Annotated in this window: 18 protein-coding genes, 2 rRNA genes and 1 riboswitch (1 of these 21 only partly in view); of the genes, 3 read left to right on the top strand and 17 right to left on the bottom strand. The window is 48.4% G+C overall.

What is annotated here, in order from left to right:
- Positions 1-64: 64 nt before the first annotated feature.
- The 7 genes from purN to MKX36_RS04015 form a co-directional block, all read right to left on the bottom strand.
- Positions 65-679 (bottom strand): phosphoribosylglycinamide formyltransferase, encoded by a 615-nt coding sequence (purN, locus tag MKX36_RS04045; protein WP_016819772.1) that lies wholly within the window; start codon positions 677-679, stop codon positions 65-67.
- Positions 679-1,719 carry a phosphoribosylformylglycinamidine cyclo-ligase gene (purM, locus tag MKX36_RS04040; protein WP_019686171.1) on the bottom strand — a complete coding sequence of 347 codons (1,041 nt, stop codon included), beginning with the start codon at positions 1,717-1,719 and terminating at the stop codon, positions 679-681. Before purM ends, purN begins: the two co-directional genes overlap by 1 nt.
- Before the next feature lie 708 nt (positions 1,720-2,427).
- The gene (purF, locus tag MKX36_RS04035) at positions 2,428-3,909 is read right to left on the bottom strand and encodes an amidophosphoribosyltransferase (protein WP_017426172.1); all 1,482 of its coding nucleotides are present in this window, start codon (positions 3,907-3,909) and stop codon (positions 2,428-2,430) included.
- Positions 3,894-6,137: a phosphoribosylformylglycinamidine synthase subunit PurL gene (gene purL, locus MKX36_RS04030; RefSeq protein ID WP_290403586.1), complete on the bottom strand. Its 2,244-nt coding sequence runs from the start codon at positions 6,135-6,137 to the stop codon at positions 3,894-3,896. Before purL ends, purF begins: the two co-directional genes overlap by 16 nt.
- The gene (gene purQ, locus MKX36_RS04025) at positions 6,115-6,804 is read right to left on the bottom strand and encodes a phosphoribosylformylglycinamidine synthase subunit PurQ (RefSeq protein WP_016819768.1); all 690 of its coding nucleotides are present in this window, start codon (positions 6,802-6,804) and stop codon (positions 6,115-6,117) included. Before purQ ends, purL begins: the two co-directional genes overlap by 23 nt.
- A 4-nt stretch (positions 6,805-6,808) precedes the next feature.
- Positions 6,809-7,054: a phosphoribosylformylglycinamidine synthase subunit PurS gene (gene purS / locus MKX36_RS04020; RefSeq protein ID WP_013308797.1), complete on the bottom strand. Its 246-nt coding sequence runs from the start codon at positions 7,052-7,054 to the stop codon at positions 6,809-6,811.
- Between the two features lie 58 nt (positions 7,055-7,112).
- Positions 7,113-7,994 carry a phosphoribosylaminoimidazolesuccinocarboxamide synthase gene (locus tag MKX36_RS04015; protein WP_017426169.1) on the bottom strand — a complete coding sequence of 294 codons (882 nt, stop codon included), beginning with the start codon at positions 7,992-7,994 and terminating at the stop codon, positions 7,113-7,115.
- Positions 7,995-8,161: 167 nt separating this feature from the next.
- Between MKX36_RS04015 and MKX36_RS04010 the strand changes: the two genes are divergently transcribed.
- Positions 8,162-8,314, top strand: a complete 153-nt coding sequence (locus MKX36_RS04010; protein WP_318300905.1) for a hypothetical protein — start codon at positions 8,162-8,164, stop codon at positions 8,312-8,314.
- A gap of 255 nt (positions 8,315-8,569) precedes the next feature.
- Here MKX36_RS04010 and purB read toward each other — a convergent pair whose 3' ends face one another.
- The 5 genes from purB to MKX36_RS03985 form a co-directional block, all read right to left on the bottom strand.
- The gene (gene purB, locus MKX36_RS04005) at positions 8,570-9,868 is read right to left on the bottom strand and encodes an adenylosuccinate lyase (protein WP_031462891.1); all 1,299 of its coding nucleotides are present in this window, start codon (positions 9,866-9,868) and stop codon (positions 8,570-8,572) included.
- A gap of 2 nt (positions 9,869-9,870) precedes the next feature.
- Entirely contained in the window at positions 9,871-11,046 is a 1,176-nt protein-coding gene (gene purK / locus MKX36_RS04000) for a 5-(carboxyamino)imidazole ribonucleotide synthase (protein ID WP_340864254.1), read from the bottom strand.
- Positions 11,043-11,528, bottom strand: a complete 486-nt coding sequence (gene purE / locus MKX36_RS03995; protein WP_340864253.1) for a 5-(carboxyamino)imidazole ribonucleotide mutase — start codon at positions 11,526-11,528, stop codon at positions 11,043-11,045. Before purE ends, purK begins: the two co-directional genes overlap by 4 nt.
- Before the next feature lie 148 nt (positions 11,529-11,676).
- Positions 11,677-11,778, bottom strand: a riboswitch (purine riboswitch).
- Positions 11,779-12,127: 349 nt separating this feature from the next.
- Positions 12,128-12,562 carry a universal stress protein gene (locus MKX36_RS03990; RefSeq protein ID WP_013369465.1) on the bottom strand — a complete coding sequence of 145 codons (435 nt, stop codon included), beginning with the start codon at positions 12,560-12,562 and terminating at the stop codon, positions 12,128-12,130.
- Between the two features lie 148 nt (positions 12,563-12,710).
- Positions 12,711-12,974, bottom strand: a complete 264-nt coding sequence (locus MKX36_RS03985) for a DUF1294 domain-containing protein (protein WP_013369464.1) — start codon at positions 12,972-12,974, stop codon at positions 12,711-12,713.
- Between the two features lie 194 nt (positions 12,975-13,168).
- On the opposite strand from MKX36_RS03985, the gene MKX36_RS03980 reads away from it, so the two are divergent.
- The gene (locus MKX36_RS03980) at positions 13,169-13,297 is read left to right on the top strand and encodes a DUF4023 family protein (protein ID WP_013369463.1); all 129 of its coding nucleotides are present in this window, start codon (positions 13,169-13,171) and stop codon (positions 13,295-13,297) included.
- Between the two features lie 309 nt (positions 13,298-13,606).
- Entirely contained in the window at positions 13,607-14,767 is a 1,161-nt protein-coding gene (locus tag MKX36_RS03975) for a type II asparaginase (RefSeq protein WP_019686167.1), read from the top strand.
- 182 nt (positions 14,768-14,949) lie between these two features.
- On the opposite strand, the gene MKX36_RS03970 is transcribed toward MKX36_RS03975, so the two are convergent.
- The 5 genes from MKX36_RS03970 to MKX36_RS03950 all read right to left on the bottom strand — a co-directional run.
- Positions 14,950-15,087 carry a hypothetical protein gene (locus MKX36_RS03970; RefSeq protein WP_016819760.1) on the bottom strand — a complete coding sequence of 46 codons (138 nt, stop codon included), beginning with the start codon at positions 15,085-15,087 and terminating at the stop codon, positions 14,950-14,952.
- A 98-nt stretch (positions 15,088-15,185) separates the two neighbouring features.
- On the bottom strand, positions 15,186-17,321 hold the full coding sequence (locus tag MKX36_RS03965) for a DNA topoisomerase III (protein ID WP_340864252.1): 2,136 nt from the start codon (positions 17,319-17,321) through the stop codon (positions 15,186-15,188).
- A 132-nt stretch (positions 17,322-17,453) separates the two neighbouring features.
- Complete coding sequence (locus MKX36_RS03960) at positions 17,454-18,446, bottom strand: ketoacyl-ACP synthase III (RefSeq protein ID WP_019686165.1); 993 nt, start codon at positions 18,444-18,446, stop codon at positions 17,454-17,456.
- A 215-nt stretch (positions 18,447-18,661) separates the two neighbouring features.
- A 5S ribosomal RNA gene (rrf, locus tag MKX36_RS03955) occupies positions 18,662-18,778 on the bottom strand.
- A gap of 145 nt (positions 18,779-18,923) precedes the next feature.
- Positions 18,924-21,142 (bottom strand): 23S ribosomal RNA (locus MKX36_RS03950) (it continues 707 nt past the right edge of the window).

The following is a 21,142-nucleotide window of genomic DNA, read 5'->3' as shown; positions in this document are numbered from 1 at the left end:
AATATCGGAAAATGCCTGTACAGTATCCTTGTTAGGACAATGATATGACAAATTACAGTTATCTTTAGAGAAGTGAGCTCACCTTGCGGCCATTCAATTGGATTTTGCCTTGAGCCAGTCTACCAACTACCTCTGGATATAGCTGACGTTCCACGGATTGAATGGCTGCGGATAAGGATTCCGCTGTATCATGATCGTGAACTTCTACGACACGTTGGGCAATAATCGCACCAGTGTCCATCCCGCCGTCCACAAAATGGACGGTGACTCCACTTACCTTGACTCCATAGGCCAATGCCTGTCCAACAGCATCTTTCCCTGGAAATGCCGGAAGCAGTGACGGATGAATATTGATGATTTTCCCAGCGTAGGCATCAACCATGACACTGGATAGCAAACGCATATAGCCTGCTAACACGATGAGGTCAATCGATTTCTGCTCCAGCAAAGCCACCAATTCACGCTCATAGTCTTCTCGGGCAGGATATTCCTTAGGGCGAAAAGTATGACAGGCAATTCCAGCTTTCTGTGCTCTAGCTACAGCCGGAGCCGCAGGCTTGTCACTGATAAGTAGTTCTACCGAGGCGCCGCCCAGTTCACCCCGTGCGGCCGCATCCACCAAAGCCTGAAAGTTCGTCCCTTCGCCTGATGCAAAAACAGCAATCCGGTAATTGCCCATTATACCTCGGCTCCCGTAAAGGTCACGATCGAGCTGCCTTCCGTTACTTTTCCGATCACATACGCAGCTTCACCCTGTTCCTTCAGAACTTCCAATGCAGTCTGTGCGTGCTCTGCCTCAACAACGATCACCATTCCAATCCCCATATTGAAGGTAGTGAACATGTCTTTGTTAGAGATTTCGCCCTTTTCCTGCATGAGCTGGAAGATCGGCAGAATTGGCCATGTGCCATACTGTATATCTACATTGACGTGATCCGGTAATACTCTAGGGATATTTTCAATAAAACCGCCACCCGTGATATGCGCCATACCTTTTACTTTTACCTTGTCCAGCAATGCCAACACAGATTTCACATAAATTTTCGTTGGCTCCAGCAGTACATCGCCCAGTTTGCCGTTCAAGCCTTCAATTTCATCATGCAAATCATAGCCTTGCTGTTCCAATAACAGCTTGCGAACCAGTGAGAAGCCGTTACTATGGACACCACTGGAAGCCAGCCCGATTACGGTATCTCCAGGAGCAATAGAACTACCGTTAATGATTTTGCTCTTATCTACAATCCCTACGGTGAATCCAGCAATATCATATTCGCCCTCACTGTACATCCCCGGCATTTCTGCGGTTTCGCCGCCGACCAACGCACACCCTGACTGATGGCAGCCCTCTGCGATTCCAGCGACTATAGCTTCAATCTTCTCGGGCACAACCTTGTCACAAGCAAGGTAATCTAGAAAAAAGAGAGGTTCTGCACCTCCGACGACAATATCGTTTACGCACATCGCAACTGCATCAATGCCAATGGTGTCATGACGATCCATTGCAAAGGCAAGCTTCAGCTTCGTGCCGACACCATCGGTACCGGAAACGAGTACAGGCTCTTCATACTTATCTTTATTCAGGCCGAACAACGCACCGAATCCGCCCAAGTCCGTGAGCACTTCCGGACGGAAGGTACGTTTAACGTGCTTTTTCATCCGTTCTACTGCTTCATTACCGGCAGCGATATCTACCCCTGCGTTTTTGTATGCTTCGGACATTCATGAACACTCCTTCAAATGATTGACCCTCCTAAGTCCTCCCTAGCAGGGAGGATTCCATGGGGCTGCTCCCCCTGGACCCCTCAAGAGTCGGTCAGATGCGTAGGATTGGGTGCTGCTTGGTGGTGGTTCGTAATGAGCGTCGCGTGTTTTCCATTGTGAGTTGCGGGTCTTCCCGCAATTCACAAGGACACGCTTTGATGCGTGGCCGCCTTTGGTAGTGACGGCGGCGGGGGCACGTCCCGGACTGTTTGCTTCGCAAAGGCGGGAACGTGCCCGGCCAAAGAAGTGAGCAGCGCCAACGGGCGGCTTACTTCTTTGGCCCTTGAGGCAGGTAGCTTCGCCCTGCCTGCTGCCTGAGCCTCGCTTCGCTGGCTCACAGGCGGCTTTACAAGCCGCCTGTTAAAAACTCATGGCATGAAATAGTTATGCCATGAGTTTTTAACGGCCTTACCTAACCTCTTCCCGGTGGGAACAGAAGAGGTACAGGCACTACTGCAAAATGCTGCACCTCTGAGGAACGCAGCGGGTGGAAGGATTCTGGAGAAGCGAAAGCGTTCGCCGACGGATTCCTACCCTGTAAGGGGTTATTTCAATCCCGGAATCTGGCGGCAACAGCGATCGTAAGAACCTTGCACACGCGGAGTGGTCTCCTCAGAACCGCCATCCCATGCCTCCATGCACCTCTGTACCTCTTTTGTTCCTATATTAACAACTACACCCGAACTTTTCTTCGCCTTTAAAATCTACCTGTGTCGGATAATCATTATCGAAACAAGCCAGGCACAAACCGCCCTTGTAATCCTGTTCGTTATGTCCGCCTACCGCGGCAATCAATCCCTCTGCGCTCATAAAATAGAGCGAATCGGCGTTAATCTCTTGCCGAATTTCCTCCACGGTTTTGGACGAAGCGATCAGTTCCCGACGGTCCGGTGTGTCGATACCGTAGAAGCACGGGTTTTTGAAAGGCGGTGAGGTAATTCGTACATGTACTTCCAAAGCGCCCGCATCCCGCAGCATATTTACGATTCGACGAGATGTGGTGCCCCGAACGATAGAGTCGTCGATCATAATGACCCGTTTACCTTCAACAACACGGCGTACAGCGCTCAGCTTCATTTTCACACCCTGCTCGCGCAGCTCCTGACTCGGTTGAATAAAGGTACGTCCAGTGTATTTATTTTTAATCATGCCCAGCTCATAGGGAATACCTGTTTGCTCTGCATAACCAATTGCAGCCGATATGCTGGAATCCGGTACACCGGTAACCAAATCTGCATCGACAAAAGCCTCTAGCGCCATCTGGCTGCCCATTCGTTTGCGTGCTGCATGAAGATTAGAACCATTCAAGTCACTGTCAGGACGAGCAAAATAAATATACTCCATCGCACACAGCGCTTTACGCTGCTTATCTTCCGTATAACGGTCTTCGTGCAGTCCGTTTTTATCCAGAACTAGCAGTTCACCTGGCTCGATATCGCGCAACAATTCTGCACCAATGGTTTCCAAGGCACAAGACTCGGATGCAAACAAATAAGCATCGCCCAATCTGCCCATCGTCAATGGACGCAAGCCGTTGGGATCAGAAGCCACAAGCAGCTTGTCATTGGTCATAATAAGGAAAGCAAACCCACCGACAATACGCTTTAATGCATCCTTGGCAGCCTCCACTAAATCCTTGGACGACCGAGCGATCAAATGTGCTACTACTTCGGTATCGCTGGTTGTTTGAAAAATAGACCCACCCTGCTCCAGTTCATGCCGAATTTGCAAAGCATTTACGATATTTCCGTTCGTCGCTACCGCCAAATCACCATCACGATACTTGAACACCAAAGGCTGTGCATTCGTCAGCTTACTGTCTCCACTTGTCGAATAGCGCACATGTCCTATGGCAATATCGCCTGTCAACGAAGCCATTAAGTCTTTATTAAATACTTCTTTGACAAGTCCCATTCCACGATGATAATGGAATTCGTCGCCACTGCTCACACAGATCCCTGCACTTTCTTCACCACGATGCTGAAGCGCGTGCAAGCCGTAATAGGCTAGGGAAGCGGCATCAGAGTGTCTGTACACCCCGAATACGCCGCATTCCTCTTTTAATTTATCAAACAGCCCCTCTTTACCCGAGCCTTCATTATAATAATCTCCAGTCCACAACGTCCGTGCTGTTATTTCATCAGACATGGAATGACATCCTCCCAGATTTGCTTCAAACTGGCGACTGCCTCGTTCAAAGCGGGTTGTCCGTTTACCTCAACTGTCAATTGTGATCCTTCAACTTTTCCCAATACGGTAACTGGTACTTCCAGTCCACGCAGATGTGCTTCTAGCGCAGACGCTTTATCCGGTGATGCAGATAACAAAATGCGGGATTGACTTTCGCTGAATAAAGCATGGTCAGGGCGCAAAGACGTTTCTACGTTAACCTGTGCTCCCAATCCGCCGCTAATGCCAGATTCGGCAAGCGCTACAGCCAAACCGCCCTCTGACAGATCATGTGCGGATTGTACCAATCCAGCCTGAATCGCTCCTAGTACCGCAGTCAGCAGTTTTTTCTCTACATTCAAATCGAGCTCAGGCGGACGTCCTTCGGATACACCGTGCACGATAGCCTGGAACTCACTGCCTCCTAGCTCAGCTTTCGTCTCTCCCACTAGGAAAATGACATCGCCTTCGGCTTTGAAGCCTTGTGTCGTAATATGATCTGTGTCATGTACCAGACCGACCATACCGACTACAGGCGTCGGATAGATCGAACCTTTGGCATTTTCGTTGTACAAGCTAACGTTGCCCCCGATAACAGGTGTATCCAGTACACGGCAAGCTTCTGCCATACCGTCTACGGCTTTTTCCATTTGCCAGAAAATATCCGGTTTTTCAGGGTTACCAAAGTTCAGATTGTCCGTAATCGCTAAAGGCTCTCCGCCGGAGCATACAATGTTTCGAGCTGCTTCGCTGACTGCAATCCGTCCACCTACCTCAGGGTCCAGATATACATAACGTCCGTTACAGTCCGTAGTCATTGCAAGTCCCTTGCGGGTGCCACGTACGGTCACTACAGCTGCATCCGAACCCGGACGAACGGCCGTACTGGTGCGAACCATGTAATCATATTGCTCGTATACCCATTTCTTGCTAGCTACACTTGGTGAAGATAGCACCTTTTTCAGCGCGCCGTTCAAGTCCGTTACTTCTGCATACCGAAGTGTGTCAATCGCAGCATTTTGCTCATAATAAGCAGGGACTTCGGAAGGCTTGTCATAGATCGGACACTCGTCAACCAGCGCCGTCACTGGCATATCACCCACCACTTCACCGTGATGGAACAAACGCAAACGACCGTCATCCGTCACTTTACCGACCTTGGCACAAATGACGCCCCAACGCTCGAAAATTTCAAGCGCCTGTGCTTCATCCTTAGGCTCAACAACGAACAACATACGCTCCTGTGATTCAGACAGCATCATTTCATAAGGTGTCATGCCCTCTTCACGCTGCGGTACCTGATCCAGGTACAGCTCAAGCCCGTTGCCCGCCTTGCTTGCCATTTCAGCACTGGAGCAGGTAAGTCCCGCTGCGCCCATATCCTGAATACCCAGTACAATACCGCTGTCGATCAGTTCCAGACATGATTCCATAACCAGCTTTTCCATGAATGGGTCGCCTACTTGAACCGCAGTCCGATTCGCTTCGGATTCCTCTGTCAGCTCAACGGATGCGAAAGTTGCTCCATGAATCCCGTCACGTCCTGTTGGTGGGCCTACGTAGAACACCGGGTTACCAACCCCTTTTGCCACACCACGTTGGATTTTATCATGGTCAATCAGTCCAACACACATTGCATTAACCAGCGGATTGCCTTCGTAGCTTTCGTCAAATACAACCTCTCCACCCACGGTCGGAATACCGATACAGTTCCCGTAGCCCGCAATACCCGATACCACATGCTCGAACAAATATTTCACACGGTCGCTCTCCAGCTTGCCAAAACGCAGCGAGTTCAAAACAGCAACAGGTCTTGCGCCCATGGAAAAAATATCACGGATGATGCCGCCTACCCCAGTTGCTGCCCCTTGGAAAGGCTCTACAGCGGATGGATGGTTATGACTTTCGATTTTAAATACAACCGCTTGATTGTCTCCAATATCAACAATCCCTGCTCCTTCACCGGGTCCCATCAGAACTCGCGGTCCGCTCGTCGGGAAACGTCTCAGCAACGGCTTGGAGTTTTTGTAAGCACAATGCTCTGACCACATAACACTGAACACGCCAATCTCCGTATAATTCGGCTGACGCCCCATGAATTCGCAGATCAGCGCATATTCACTGTCCGACACACCCATCTGCTGATACAGTTTATGTTCGGCAACCTGCTCTGCCGTCGGTTCCTTAGCGGACACTTGCTGCGCCATGACGATCCCTCCAAGCATTCAAAATAGATGTAAACATACGTTTGCCGTCATCCGTTCCAAGCAATGCGTCCACCGCGCGTTCCGGGTGGGGCATCATGCCCAGCACGTTACCTTGTTCATTACAAATCCCTGCAATATCCGTCATGGAACCATTGGGATTATCTTTATACGTAAATACGATCTGATTGTTCGCCTGCAAACGAGCCAGCGTCTCATCATCACAGTAATAGTTGCCTTCACCATGTGCGATCGGAATAATGATCTCTTCACCAGCAGCATAATCTCTTGTAAAAGGCGTTTGGTTATTCGCAACCTGCAACACCGTATCACGGCAAAGGAATTTCATCGACAGATTACGGCGCAAAGCTCCTGGCAACAGCCCGGCTTCGGTCAAAATTTGAAAACCGTTGCAAATCCCCAAAATATATTTGCCCTCGGCAGCCGCTTTGGCTACTTCCTTCATCACTGGAGCAAACCGGGAAATCGCACCACACCGCAGATAATCCCCGTAGGAGAAGCCTCCCGGAACAAGAATACAATCGTAAGGTGACAGATCCGTTGCCGTATGCCAAACATAATCGACAGGTTCACCGACCGTGTCCTCTATCGCCTTATAGCAGTCAATATCACAGTTGGAGCCCGGAAAAACCAGAACTGCAAATTTCATGGAATCAGCCCTCCAGTTCGTAGCGGTAGTCTTCAATGACCGTGTTGGCCAACAGCTTTTCACACATCTCGATGATGCGTTTCTCTGCACTCTCGCGGTCTGTTGTATCCAGATTCAGTTCCATATACTTACCAATTCTGACGCTGTCCACTTCTCCGAAACCCATAGAATGCAGTGCGCCTTGCACCGCGACCCCCTGCGGGTCCAAAACGCTTTGCTTTATCGTGACATAGACTGTTGCTTTCATCATGTTCCTTCAGTTCCTCCTCCGAATGAGTGAATCCTATTGGTTGAATTATGATTACTATTTACTGTGCCGTCAGACGCCGCCAAATATCCGTATATCTTGCAGTTGTTTCTTCTACGACCTCAGCAGGCAATGGATCGGGCTTGCTGTTCTTGTCCCAACCGGAGGCTGCCAAATAGCTTCGCACCGGCTCCTTGTCCATGCTATCAATCTCAACATCCAGCTCATACTTCTCCTGTGCCCAGAAACGAGATGAATCCGGAGTGAAAATTTCATCAATCAAAATCACCTTGCCATCAACAAGTCCAAACTCAAACTTGCAATCCGCTAAAATGATTCCTCGCTTTTCGCAGAAAGCACGCGCAAATTCATACAATGCCAAGCTTTTTTCCTCAAGTTCACCTGTTAGCTCAACCCCGACCAGTTCCTTCATTTGGTGAAGGGAAATGTCCTCGTCGTGACCGACGTCGTTTTTGGCAGCCGGTGTAAATAAAGGCTTGGGAAAGCGTTCATTCTTACGTAGCCCCTTAGGCAATGGAATACCGTTTACCTCACCGGTCTGTTCATATTGACGCCAGCCGCCTCCGGTAATATATCCGCGCACCACACACTCGATGTCGATGCGTTCAGCCTTCAGCGTGACCATGATCCGATCCTTAAGCAGCTCTTTATTCTGTTCGTCGATGACATGTCCGAGCTTGTTTACATCGGTATGCACGACATGGTTTTCCAGCAGGTCTTTCGTCTGCTCGAACCAGAAAGTACTGAGCTTGTTCAGAACATTCCCCTTTTCCGGTACAGGCGGCTCCAACACATAATCAAAAGCTGAAATCCGATCCGTCACGACAATCAGAAAATGTTCTCCGAGATCATACAACTCACGCACTTTGCCTTTGTACAAAAGCGGCGCATGAATCAGACCTTCGGCGGTAGACAATGACATTTCATTACACCTCTTTCAAAAGAGTATGGCCCCTCCTAAATCCTCCCCTCAGGGAGGACCCCCAGGGCTGCTGCCCTCGGGACTCCCGCAAGGGTTGGCTAATGGGCAAGGTGAGGGCGTGTATTTTGTAGCTATGGTGAAGTGAGCGCGTTTCGCTGGATGAAGGCTTGTTCGCACAAGCCCTCATCCAGCAACGCTTTTACGTTGGTGCGAACGGCTGGCTCAAGGCTTCGCTTCTTGAGCCTGTGCGTGCTCGTGAGGACTGCGGGCTGTTTGCTGCGCAAATTCGGCAGCCCTCACGAGCACGTAGTCTGCGATAGAAAAGCAGTGGAACACGCTTTTCCATCGCTCTTGGGAAGGTGCGGCATCTTATGTGCCGCACCTCCCCTAGTTCTGCTCCCATACGAAGGTTGGTGCTGGAAGCAGCGGAGCGGACGGAATCGTTCTGGAGAAGCGTTAGCGCTTGCCTTTGCCCCTGGATTCCAACCTTTGCAGATTTTCCAGGAATCCAGGGGCAACAGCAATCGGAAGAATGATCCGTTCGCGCAGCGGCCTCTCCAAGCGCCAACCTTTCTCTACTCCCCTAATCCCAACTTTTTAAAGATCGTATCCACGTTCTTCAAATGCCAAGCCGGGTTGAACGCATCCTCGATTTCATCCGGACTGAGCACGGCAGTAATTTCCGGAGTCGCCTCGACAATTTCGCGGAACTGGCGTTGCTCTTCCCATGCCTGCATCGCACGCGGCTGCACGGTATCGTAAGCTTTTTCACGGCTAAAGCCCTTGTCGATCAGCTTCGTCATAATGCGGCCGGAGAATGGTACACCATACGTACGCGCCATATTGCGCTTCATATTTTCAGGGAAGACCGTCAGATTTTTCACGATATTGCCAAAACGGTTCAGCATGTAGTTCAACAGCATCGTTGCATCTGGCAGAATGATACGTTCTACAGAAGAATGCGAAATGTCGCGTTCATGCCACAACGTTACGTTCTCATACGCCGATACCATATGCCCACGAATCACACGTGCCAGACCGGAGATGTTTTCACTTCCGATCGGATTGCGTTTATGCGGCATCGCGGAGGATCCCTTTTGACCCTTGGCAAAAGCTTCTTCTACCTCACGGAATTCACTCTTTTGCAATGCACGGACTTCTGTAGCAAACTTGTCCAACGATGTGGCGATCAACGCCAACGTGGCCATGTATTCAGCATGACGATCGCGCTGGAGCGTTTGTGTAGAAATCGGGGCAGGCTTGGTACCGAGCTTGCGGCATACGAATTCTTCCACAGCCGGGTCGATGTTGGCGTATGTTCCGACTGCACCGGACATTTTACCGTATTGTACTTGGTCAGCAGCATAGCGGAAACGTTCCAGATTGCGCTTCATTTCCTCGTACCACAAGCCCATTTTCAGTCCAAATGTGGTCGGCTCAGCATGCACTCCATGTGTACGTCCCATCATCGGTGTGTGCTTGTAAGCCAATGCTTTTTCCTTCAAAATTTCAATAAAATTCAGAATATCTCGTTCCAGAATTTCATTCGCCTGCTTTAACAGATAGCCCAGAGCCGTATCAACCACGTCTGTAGAGGTTAGGCCATAATGTACCCATTTGCGCTCGTCGCCAAGACTTTCGGATACCGTACGGGTAAAAGCAATGACATCATGTCTTGTCTCCTGCTCAATTTCATAGATCCGTTCAATATCAAAGCTTGCATTTTTACGCAGAGCCACGGTATCTTCTTTTGGGATAACACCTAACTCAGCCCATGCTTCACAGGCACACAGTTCTACTTCCAGCCAAGCTTTAAATTTATTTTCTTCCGTCCAAATCGCTCTCATTTCCGGTCTGCTATAGCGTTCGATCATGACTATTTATTCCCCCAAATATTGGTTTGATCAATCCATTCCAGCGCTTGTTCCGTGTCCTGGCACAACAGATTAATATGTCCCATCTTTCGGCCTGGCTTGGCTTCACTTTTTCCATACAAATGCAGTTTTGGTACAACACTCAATCTTTCAGCTTCAGCATCTGATTGTCCGAACCGTCGAATTACGTCCTCCAAATGCTCACCTAGTACATTGACCATCACCACCGGAGTCAGCAGCTTCGTGTTGCCCAGTGGCAAACCACAAATCGCACGTATATGTTGCTCAAATTGCGAGGTGGCGCAACCCTCCATCGTGTAATGGCCGGAGTTATGGGGTCGTGGTGCCAACTCATTAACGTATAATTGTCCGTCTTCGGTGACAAACATCTCCACAGCGAGCAGCCCCACTGCATCCAATGACTCCGCCACAGCCAGCGCCAATTTGCGTGCTTCCTCCTGGACAGCTTCAGGTACGCGTGCGGGTACAATCGACGTGTGCAAAATGTTGTTCACGTGGATGTTTTCCGCAGGTGGAAAGGCTTTGGCTTCACCGTTCGTGCTGCGAGCTACAATCACCGAGATTTCGCAGCGAAAACGGATGAACTGTTCCAACACCAGTTCCGCACCGCTTCCAGCCAGTTGCTCGTAGGCATTCGTGGCTTCCTCCGATTGGCGAATGACCACTTGGCCCTTGCCATCATAACCTCCGACTGCTGTTTTGAGCACACACGGCACACCCAGTTCGGCTACCGATTGAACCATATCGGCAGGACTGCTAATTTCACGATATGGAGCGACAGGAACACCAGCTGCTTCAATAGAACGTTTTTCCCGCAGACGATGCTGTGTCGTGTACAAAAGACTGCTGCCCTGCGGTACACTAGATTCCTGTTCCAAAAGCGCGGCTACACCCGCATCCACATTTTCAAACTCATACGTGATCACGTCACACCGTTCAGCCAGTTCTCTGGCCGCGTGCTCATCATCATAGGCAGCACGGATTTGTTCTGACACCTGTCCACACGGACTATCCGGTGCAGGGTCCAGTGTCACGAAGCGATAGCCTAGGTTTGTACCTGCCAGTACAAGCATTCTGCCTAATTGTCCGCCTCCCAAAATTCCAATCACTGTGCCAGGAGGGCGAATACGGCCAGCGGATTCACATGCTTCATTCATAGCGAGTCACTGCCTTCCAGTACCTCGTCACGGATACGGTTGCGTCTTGCCACAACCCGCTGACTTATCTTTTCGTCAAAAGCACCTAATATTTGTGCAGCCAGCAAACCTGCGTTGGTAGAGCCTGCCTTACCGATTGCCACAGTGGCAACTGGAATACCACCCGGCATCTGCACAATGGAGAGCAGGGAGTCCAGACCATTCAGAGCCTTCGACTGAACAGGCACACCAATCACTGGCAAGGAGGTCTTCGCAGCCACCATTCCCGGCAGATGTGCAGCCCCACCCGCACCAGCAATAATGACCTTTAGTCCGCGCCCGGCGGCCTCTTCTGCAAAACGAAACATTAAATCCGGTGTACGATGGGCTGATACTACTTTTTTCTCATATCCGATTTCAAGCTCGTCCAGCACAGCACATGCATGTTGCATGGTGTCCCAGTCTGATGTGCTGCCCATAATGACAGCGACCTGCACTGACATGTCCTTCACTCCCTGTTTATCAATAAGCGCCAAAAATCCGGCACTCGAAAATAACGTTATTTTCAAGACACCGGACTACGAAAAAACAAACGACAGAGCCTCTTAAAGGCATGCCAAAAGCAAGCCTGTTCCACCGCATCCAATGCGGCTTCAGCCGTATGTCTCCCGTAGTCCGGAAATTTAAGGTTTCCAGGTAGAAACTTCCGGGCCATATCCCCGGCATTATACGAGTCAGGATTGTGCTTACTCCATACCCAACGATATACTTTCCCAGCATAATCGTGATGGATTTCGGCTCCAACATGTGTACCTAATTAAATTGTACCTAAAGTTCATTTTTTATCGACAATACACTTCATAGTTTAACAATTCCCTACACCCTGTGTCAACTTGAAAACGAACATTGTCATAATGATACAATTTAATGTTCGTGTTTAACAAAAACCAAGCCCTTTATATGCATACCTCAGGACTATTGTATTACATTTAGCTATCACTCTACCTACACTGGTAACGGCCAGCAATACATCTTTCCAACAAAAATAAAAAGCCGGCACTTCCTGTACAGGCAGTGATCCGACTTTTGCTTTTTTACTTCGTTATTTTACGACCAGCACGGGGATACGTGCATGCTGCACCACATTGTGACTTACGCTACCTAATACAAATTCACGAATACCACCCAATCCGCGACTGCCAATCACAATCACATCGAAGCCATTCTCATTGGCATAATCCAAAATCACTTCGGCCGGCGAGCCTTGAATCAGCTCTACCTTGGCGTCTACACCTTGCTCAGCAAGCCGCTTTTTAACTTCATCCGTAGTTTGCTCAGCCAAATCATAATACTCTTTATTCACCGAAGCTGGAATTGGAGCCAAACCTTCGCCCATAAAAATCCGCGGGAAATCGAATGCTGTCACTACCTCAAGCTTCGAGGAGGGTGATGCCTTCACCAATTCAGCCGCCTTCAATAAAGCTTTGTTGGAAGCATCCGAACCGTCATAAGCAAGCAATACTTTTGAAAATAGCATAATACGCACCTCTTCCGAATTCAGTTTGTTAAATCAAAGCCTGAAATTATGTATTCCTGTGGTTGTTCACTTCATACATCATGTAATGGCTGAGAATAGCCTTCTCAATCATCATTAAACTTCCCTATGAGAAGCTAAACTCCCAGCCTTAGCGTAAAAAATACCCATAGAGCAATGCGTTAATGAATAGCAACGCAGGAATACCTAATCTGAAGGTCATATGCCGTGTTTTATGGCGTTTGCGGTACATCGCAATGAGTACACCCAATGCGCCCCCGATCAGGGCCAGCAAAAACAACGTCCGTTCAGGTACACGATCACGGTGTTTACGTGCTCTCTTTTTATCTTCCGACATTACCAGATAGCCTACTGCATTAATGAACAGTAGCCATACCAACAAGCCTGTCTGCAATGTCTCTCCTCCTTTTGCACACCGTACCAGTTTCAGGTATTAGGACTTATATAGGGCTCTCTTCTTCATTATAACCTCACCCCTTTTATAGAAACAACGCCTTCTCTGACTGGGAAAACGTTTTTGCGGAAATAGTAACGGTGTATGAGGGCAATTCCCGAGTGCATTTATTTTGTCTTAAAGGAGGAACTACGATGGAAAGCACCCATGAATACGTTGAAAAGCTACGAGAAAATGCAAAAAAGGCAGAACGTAACCGTAAACAAGGAAAAGGAACTCCCAGCGCCAGCTTGCCAACAAAACAGCATAGCAAAAACCCCTGATCATGGGATCTGACTCTCATTAAATAAAATTAAAGGTATACTCAGTTGTTCACCTTTTATCAAAAGCAACAAGCAGACTCCTTATGAGATTTCTGCTTGTTGCTTTCTTTTATAAACATTTTTCATTTAGCTGTATTTAAAGCGATTACATATATAAAAACGAGTTTTAAAGTTATATTTTCTAACATATATATTGACTAAAAACGATTTTACACCCTATAATGCGTGATATCAACGTAATTCGACAAAATATTTGTCAGTTAATCTATCATTAATATTTCAAGGTTTAAGATTGGAGAGGAGCTTTATATGACTAACATGAAAAAAATGACAATGATTCCCCTGTTGGCCGGCTTTATTCTCGGAAGTACCTTATGGAGTGGTGGATTTACTGCTAACGCTGCGGCAGCAGCTACAACCAGCACAACGGTATCTACTTCTAACACTACAACTTCAGACAAATCTGAAAATCCACAAACTAATCATTTACCCAATATTAAAATACTAGCCACAGGAGGGACCATTGCAGGGTCATCCTCCGTCAACACGGATACAACTGGCTACAAAGCAGGCGCATTAGGTGTTGAAACCTTAATCAATGCCGTTCCTGAGATGAAAAGTATTGCAAATGTCAGTGGTGAGCAAGTGGTTAACGTGGGTAGCCCCGATGTTAATAATGAAATCCTCTTAAAACTTGCCAAACGCACCAACGAGCTGCTTGCCAGAGACGATGTAGACGGTATTGTCATTACCCATGGTACAGATACATTGGAAGAAACGGCATACTTTCTTAACCTTGTCGTTAAGAGCGATAAGCCTGTAGTTGTTGTTGGCTCTATGCGCCCAGCTACTGCCATCAGTGCCGATGGTCCATTCAACCTTTATAATGCTGTAAAAGTTGCCGGAGCTTCGGCCTCCAAAGGCCAAGGTGTACTCGTATTGCTGAACGATCGCATCGGTGCAGCAAGATACATCACAAAAACGAACACAACTGCAGTCGATACGTTCAAGTCTGTGGAGCAGGGCTACCTTGGAGCTGTAGTGGGCGATCAAGTATACTACTACAACAAATCCACTCATAAGCATACGACTTCTTCTGTATTCGACGTCTCTAATCTCACCCAGCTGCCGCAAGTAGATATTCTATACGAGTATCAAAACAACGGTCGCTACCTGTATGATGCTGCCGTAGCAGCTGGCGCCAAGGGCATAGTGGTCGCTGGTTCCGGTAATGGTTCCTTATCCAAGACCTCCTCAGAAGGCGCAGAGGCCGCAGGCAAAAAAGGAGTTATTATTGCCCGCTCCAGCCGCGTAGGAAGTGGAGTTGTGTCCCCATCGACAAAAGACGCAGCATCGAACTTTGTGTCCACCGATTCGCTCAATCCGCAAAAAGCACGGATTTTACTCATGCTCGCTTTGACCCAGACGCATGATGTTAATCAAATCCAATCTTTCTTTAATGAATACTAAGGGCAGTTATTCCAAACCAAATAAATATAACTTCATTATTATAAAAAAGAAGCAGCAGTTACGGTTGACCACCGTACTGCTGCTTCTTTTATGCAAGACAATGTCTGGCACCCATAACGATTACATCTGGTATCCAAACGTCTTGGTCTTATACAGCCATTCGTTTTCCCTTACAGGTAGCATTAAGACTGCTGTTTGGGAATCCCATTCAAGCTTGGAGGATATTTAGCTTGCTTCTCTGGATGAGCAGCGATTTCTTCCTCCAGTATACTTGATTTATTTTGCTGATTATTGATTTTAAGCGGCTTATGTTTGGGCATAAATACTCACCTCCTCGGATTACCATGCCAAGGAGTAAGCTTTTTTATACCGACATACGCCTGCTAATTGTGTAGCTTGAAGCACGCTCTGGCAATCTTTATTCGCCCTGCTTTTGCTCCATTGCTGCTTTTAGCAAATCACCCAAGCTGGAGCCAAAAGATTCCTTCTTTTCAAACTGTTTTACCAGCTTTTGTTGTTCCCGCTTGTTTACCCGTTGCTTGTCCTTATCTAGCGTCTCCGTAATGCCACAGGATAAGCATCTTACATACAAACCTGCCTTGCCCTCTTTCATTTCCATTTTCTTATGACACTGCGGACAACGTCGATTGGACAAACGTTTTTCGCCTGAACGACGGTAACCGCAATCCGCACTTGGACATACAAGAAACTTGCCTTTCTTTCCTTTCTTCTCCAACAACTTTGTACCACAATCCGGACAATGGCTATTCGTTACGTTATGGGGCTTGTACTCAGCGCTGCTATTTTTCACAGTAGAAACCAATTCTTTCGCCATAGCACGGATAGAATTCAGAAATGGCTCAGGTTGTCCTTGACCACGGGCGATCCGTTCTAACTCCGCTTCCCATTGTGCCGTCAATTCGGGCGTTCGCAGCTGTGGAGCCGCCAGCTCGATCAGTTGCTTGCCTTTGCCAGTTGGATGCATCACGTTCCCCTGGCGCTCTATCGTATCCGAGCTGACGAGTTTCTCGATCAGATCCGCACGGGTGGCTGGAGTACCCAGGCCATGCTTTTCCATCTGAGCCAGCAGGGCTGCTTCTGTATACCGCTTCGGCGGCATTGTTCGTCCAGCTCGTACAATACAACGCTGCAATTGGACGGAGTCTCCTTTTTTCAGCTCAGGCAAAATAACGCCCCGTCCATTACTTTCACGGTCATCTGTCTCTTCCTCGTCCAATTCATAATGACTTTCGTCATACACAGCACGCCAACCGCTATCTTTTATGGTTGTACCTTTTACCTGAAATGTTTCCTGCCCCACCATGACCGATACAGCTACAGCATCATAACGTGCAGGTGGGTAGAACAGACTGATAAAACGGCGTGCAATCAGATCATACAGCTTACGCTCCTCTGGGCTTAACTGATTAAGCAATAACGTCTGCTCAGTAGGAATAATCGCATGGTGATCTGTGACTTTACTGTCATCTACAACTCGTTTTGTGATTGGCAATTTGTTACGCAATAGCGGACGTGCTAAAGAAGCATACGGACCCACGGCTACGCTACTGAGCCTTTCCTTAAGGGAATCCACCATATCGGAGGTAAGATAACGACTGTCTGTACGTGGATAAGTCACCAGCTTATGCTGCTCATATAGACGCTGAAGAACATTAGACGTCTGCTTGGCCGAGAAGCCGTAGCGCTGGTTAGCATCTCTTTGCAGCTCAGTTAGGTCATACGCGAGCGGGTGAGGCTCGCTTTTTTCACTTTTTTTAACACTCACAACTGTACCTTTGGCCCCCTCAAGCCTGCGGCGCAAAGTCTCTGCCTGAGTACGGTCAAACATACGTGAATCCCCATTTTCTGCACGCCATGTTGCCTGAAAATGACCAAAATCCGCCGTCAACGTATCATATTCTTGAGAACGAAACTGGGTGATCTCTTTCTCACGTTCCATAATCATCCCCAGTGTCGGTGTCTGTACTCTTCCAGCCGAAAGCTGGGCGTTATAACGAACCGTTAACGCGCGGGTTACATTGAGACCAATCATCCAGTCTGCTTCAGCCCTACAGCGAGCCGATTCATATAAACGATCAAACTGCTGGCCAGGCAATAATTTCGCGAAACCTGCCTTAATTGCCTTATCCGTCTGCGAGGAAATCCATAAACGCCGGAAAGGCTTCCTCCAGTTTGCCATTTGTATAATCCAACGCGCCAACAATTCTCCTTCACGAGCAGCATCTGTTGCCACGATAAGTTCTCCAATGTCCTGTCGTTTCATCAGCTGCTGTACAGCTTTGAACTGATGATTGCTCTCCCGCAATACCTTTAACTTGGAGTTCTTCGGAAGAATGGGCAAGTCCTCTAAGTTCCAATTCGCATACTTAGAATCGTAATCCTCAGGCTCTGCTAATCCGACCAAATGACCCAAAGCCCATGTCACTACATACTTAGGTCCTTCTATATAACTTTTATGCTTCTCACGGCTGCCCATCACACGTGCAATCTCTCTGGCCACGGATGGTTTTTCTGCCAATACCAATACCTTCATGTTACGCTCCTTTCTCTCATAATGTTAATTATACCATCCTGCCATCTTACGATAAATCTAATGCCAACCAACGTCTCTTTATTAACACGATCTTTACACACTATTACTATTGCTCATGCATTAGTTAGCAGCTTACAAATCAGGCACACTCCATTTTAATAACAGACCCGCATACGTCAGGCCTCCCCCGAACCCATATAACACCACATGTTGTCCATATCTTAAACGCCCATCATCCAATCCACACTGTAAAGCCAACGGAATGGACGCCGCCGAAGTGTTGCCATAAAACTCTACACTCGTCAGCGTCTTTTCTAAAGGTACTGCACTCTTTTCACATATGGACTCAATCATTCTCAGATTAGCGCTATGAGGTACAAACCAGTCAAGATCCTCTTTCCCCATATTTGCCTTATCCATTAATCGCTCGATTCCTGCTGGGACAGAACGTACAGCCCATTTATAAACCTCACGTCCATTTTGAGCGATAAAACCATTATCTTGCAGCTTCTCTCCATCCAAATAGTTAGATAATCCTGCGCGATAAAGATGTGCTCCTCCTTGCCCAAAGGTTCCTATATCTGAAGTCAAAAACGACCCTTCATCCTCGTCATATTCAACAAGTGCAACCCCTGCTCCATCTCCAAAAAGAACACATGTCGTCCGGTCCGTATAATCTGTAATTTTGGATAATGTTTCGGCTCCAATCACTAGAACCTTGCGATGTAGACCACCCGTAATAAGACCATTTGCCAAATGAAGTCCATAGGCAAAGCCTGCGCATGCAGCACTAACATCCATTGACCCTGTATTGGGAATATTAAAATAAGCCTGAATACGGGAAGCCGTACTTGGAAAATAGTAATCAGGTGTACTCGTCGCTACAATGATCATGTCAACATCGTCCACATTTACGTTATAAAGGTTAACCATACGTTTAATAGCTTGTATACATAAATCAGATACATACTGATCTTCGGCCGCGATTCGTCGTTCCCGCATACCCGTTCGCTGTACAATCCACTCGTCACTAGTCTCCACAAGCTTCTCCAAGTCGGCGTTCGTCAAAATCCGTTCAGGTACATAAGTGCCAAGGGCCGTTAACTTTGCTTTTGAATTCAACAATCTGATCACTCTCCTTTATAATCCTTATTCATATTATAACACCAGATACTAATACCTGGTACTAATTTTCTTTAGAAAATGTCTATCTATTTACTAGCTAATATCCACAGATTCAGTCGAACTTATAACTAACTTAAACTAATTAAAAATTCTACTGATATTTAACACAAAAAAGGACCATGATCTCAAAAAGATCATGGTCCTTTTTACTTATTGCTTGGCAACGTCCTACTCTCCCAGGACCCTGCGGTCCAAGTACCATCGGCGCTGGAGGGCTTAACGGTCGTGTTCGGGATGGGTACGTGTGGAACCCCTCCGCTATCGCCACCAAACATGAATTTGCCTCGCAAATTCTTTTTCAGGAATCAGCATCGCCAAATGCTGTGTGTTCGCTTGCCTCATATAAGCTACTCGAACTTATACGATGCAATGCTTACACCCTGAAAACTGGATCCGAAACTTCATTGCGTCTTATCTTAGGATAAGCCCTCGACCGATTAGTATTGGTCAGCTCCATGCATTACTGCACTTCCACCCCCAACCTATCTACCTCGTCGTCTTCAAGGGGTCTTACATACTGGGAAATCTCATCTTGAGGGGGGCTTCACGCTTAGATGCTTTCAGCGCTTATCCCTTCCGTACATAGCTACCCAGCGGTGCTCCTGGCGGAACAACTGGTACACCAGCGGTACGTCCATCCCGGTCCTCTCGTACTAAGGACAGCTCCTCTCAAATTTCCTACGCCCACGACAGATAGGGACCGAACTGTCTCACGACGTTCTGAACCCAGCTCGCGTACCGCTTTAATGGGCGAACAGCCCAACCCTTGGGACCTACTTCAGCCCCAGGATGCGATGAGCCGACATCGAGGTGCCAAACCTCCCCGTCGATGTGGACTCTTGGGGGAGATAAGCCTGTTATCCCCAGGGTAGCTTTTATCCGTTGAGCGATGGCCCTTCCATGCGGTACCACCGGATCACTAAGCCCGACTTTCGTCCCTGCTCGACTTGTAGGTCTCGCAGTCAAGCTCCCTTCTGCCTTTGCACTCTTCGAATGATTTCCAACCATTCTGAGGGAACCTTGGGGCGCCTCCGTTACTCTTTAGGAGGCGACCGCCCCAGTCAAACTGCCCACCTGACACTGTCCTCGTACCGGATCACGGTACCAAGTTAGAACCTAGATACGATCAGGGTGGTATCCCAAGGATGCCTCCCCTCAAGCTGGCGCTCAAGGTTCAACGGCTCCCACCTATCCTGTACAGATCGTACCCAAATTCAATATCAAGCTGCAGTAAAGCTCCATGGGGTCTTTCCGTCTTGTCGCGGGTAACCTGCATCTTCACAGGTATTAAAATTTCACCGGATCTCTCGTTGAGACAGCGCCCAAGTCGTTACGCCATTCGTGCGGGTCAGAATTTACCTGACAAGGAATTTCGCTACCTTAGGACCGTTATAGTTACGGCCGCCGTTTACTGGGGCTTCGGTTCATAGCTTCGCCCGAAGGCTTACCACTCCCCTTAACCTTCCAGCACCGGGCAGGCGTCAGCCCGTATACTTCGCCTTGCGGCTTCGCACAGACCTGTGTTTTTGCTAAACAGTCGCTTGGGCCTTTTCACTGCGGCCCCCTCGGGCTATTCACCCTACCGAGGCACCCCTTCTCCCGAAGTTACGGGGTCATTTTGCCGAGTTCCTTAACGAGAGTTCTTCCGCGCGCCTTAGAATTCTCTTCTCGCCTACCTGTGTCGGTTTGCGGTACGGGCACCTTCTCCTGGCTAGAGGCTTTTCTTGGCAGTCTGAGATCATGACCTTCGCTACTATAATTTTCGCTCCCCATCACAGCCCAGCCTTACGATGTGCGGATTTGCCTACACATCAGCCTCACTGCTTAGACGGACATCCATCAGTCCGCGTCACTACCCTACTGCGTCACCCCATCGCTCATAGCGGATTACGGTGGTACAGGAATTTCGACCTGTTGTCCTTCGACTACGCCTATCGGCCTCGCCTTAGGTCCCGACTTACCCTGAGCGGACGAACCTTCCTCAGGAACCCTTAGGCTTTCGGCGGATCTGATTCTCACAGATCTTTTCGTTACTCATACCGGCATTCTCACTTGAATGCAGTCCAGCGCTCCTTCCGGTACACCTTCAACCCGCATTCAACGCTCCCCTACCCCTGATGCAAGCATCAAGCCATAGCTTCGGTGGTGTGTTTAGCCCCGTTACATTTTCGGCGCAGAGTCACTCGACCAGTGAGCTATTACGCACTCTTTCAATGGTGGCTGCTTCTAAGCCAACATCCTGGTTGTCTGTGCAACTCCACATCCTTTCCCACTTAACACACACTTGGGGACCTTAGCTGATGGTCTGGGCTGTTTCCCTTTCGACAATGGATCTTAGCACTCACTGTCTGACTCCCGGAACTAAATCTATGGCATTCGGAGTTTGACTGAGCTTGGTAACCCTTGCGGGCCCCGCACCCAATCAGTGCTCTACCTCCACGATTCTTCTTTCCGAGGCTAGCCCTAAAGCTATTTCGGGGAGAACCAGCTATCTCCGGGTTCGATTGGAATTTCTCCGCTACCCCCACCTCATCCCCGCATTTTTCAACATGCGTGGGTTCGGGCCTCCAGTGCGTGTTACCGCACCTTCACCCTGGACAGGGGTAGATCACCCGGTTTCGGGTCTACGTCCACGT

Source organism: Paenibacillus sp. FSL W8-0439, assembly GCF_038008995.1.
Taxonomy (GTDB): domain Bacteria; phylum Bacillota; class Bacilli; order Paenibacillales; family Paenibacillaceae; genus Paenibacillus; species Paenibacillus polymyxa.
Note: the sequence above shows the minus strand (reverse complement) of the source record. Positions and strands in the feature narration are given on the sequence as shown.

Coding starts and splice junctions, on each gene's coding strand:
- purN (WP_016819772.1), bottom strand. CDS start 679: ATGGGCAATTACCGGATTGCTGTTTTTGCATCAGGCGAAGGGACGAAC.
- purM (WP_019686171.1), bottom strand. CDS start 1,719: ATGTCCGAAGCATACAAAAACGCAGGGGTAGATATCGCTGCCGGTAAT.
- purF (WP_017426172.1), bottom strand. CDS start 3,909: ATGTCTGATGAAATAACAGCACGGACGTTGTGGACTGGAGATTATTAT.
- purL (WP_290403586.1), bottom strand. CDS start 6,137: ATGGCGCAGCAAGTGTCCGCTAAGGAACCGACGGCAGAGCAGGTTGCC.
- purQ (WP_016819768.1), bottom strand. CDS start 6,804: ATGAAATTTGCAGTTCTGGTTTTTCCGGGCTCCAACTGTGATATTGAC.
- purS (WP_013308797.1), bottom strand. CDS start 7,054: ATGATGAAAGCAACAGTCTATGTCACGATAAAGCAAAGCGTTTTGGAC.
- MKX36_RS04015 (WP_017426169.1), bottom strand. CDS start 7,994: ATGTCATTGTCTACCGCCGAAGGTCTGATTCATGCGCCGCTTTTGTAC.
- purB (WP_031462891.1), bottom strand. CDS start 9,868: ATGATCGAACGCTATAGCAGACCGGAAATGAGAGCGATTTGGACGGAA.
- purK (WP_340864254.1), bottom strand. CDS start 11,046: ATGAATGAAGCATGTGAATCCGCTGGCCGTATTCGCCCTCCTGGCACA.
- purE (WP_340864253.1), bottom strand. CDS start 11,528: ATGTCAGTGCAGGTCGCTGTCATTATGGGCAGCACATCAGACTGGGAC.
- MKX36_RS03990 (WP_013369465.1), bottom strand. CDS start 12,562: ATGCTATTTTCAAAAGTATTGCTTGCTTATGACGGTTCGGATGCTTCC.
- MKX36_RS03980 (WP_013369463.1), top strand. CDS start 13,169: ATGGAAAGCACCCATGAATACGTTGAAAAGCTACGAGAAAATGCAAAA.
- MKX36_RS03975 (WP_019686167.1), top strand. CDS start 13,607: ATGACTAACATGAAAAAAATGACAATGATTCCCCTGTTGGCCGGCTTT.
- MKX36_RS03970 (WP_016819760.1), bottom strand. CDS start 15,087: ATGCCCAAACATAAGCCGCTTAAAATCAATAATCAGCAAAATAAATCA.
- MKX36_RS03965 (WP_340864252.1), bottom strand. CDS start 17,321: ATGAAGGTATTGGTATTGGCAGAAAAACCATCCGTGGCCAGAGAGATT.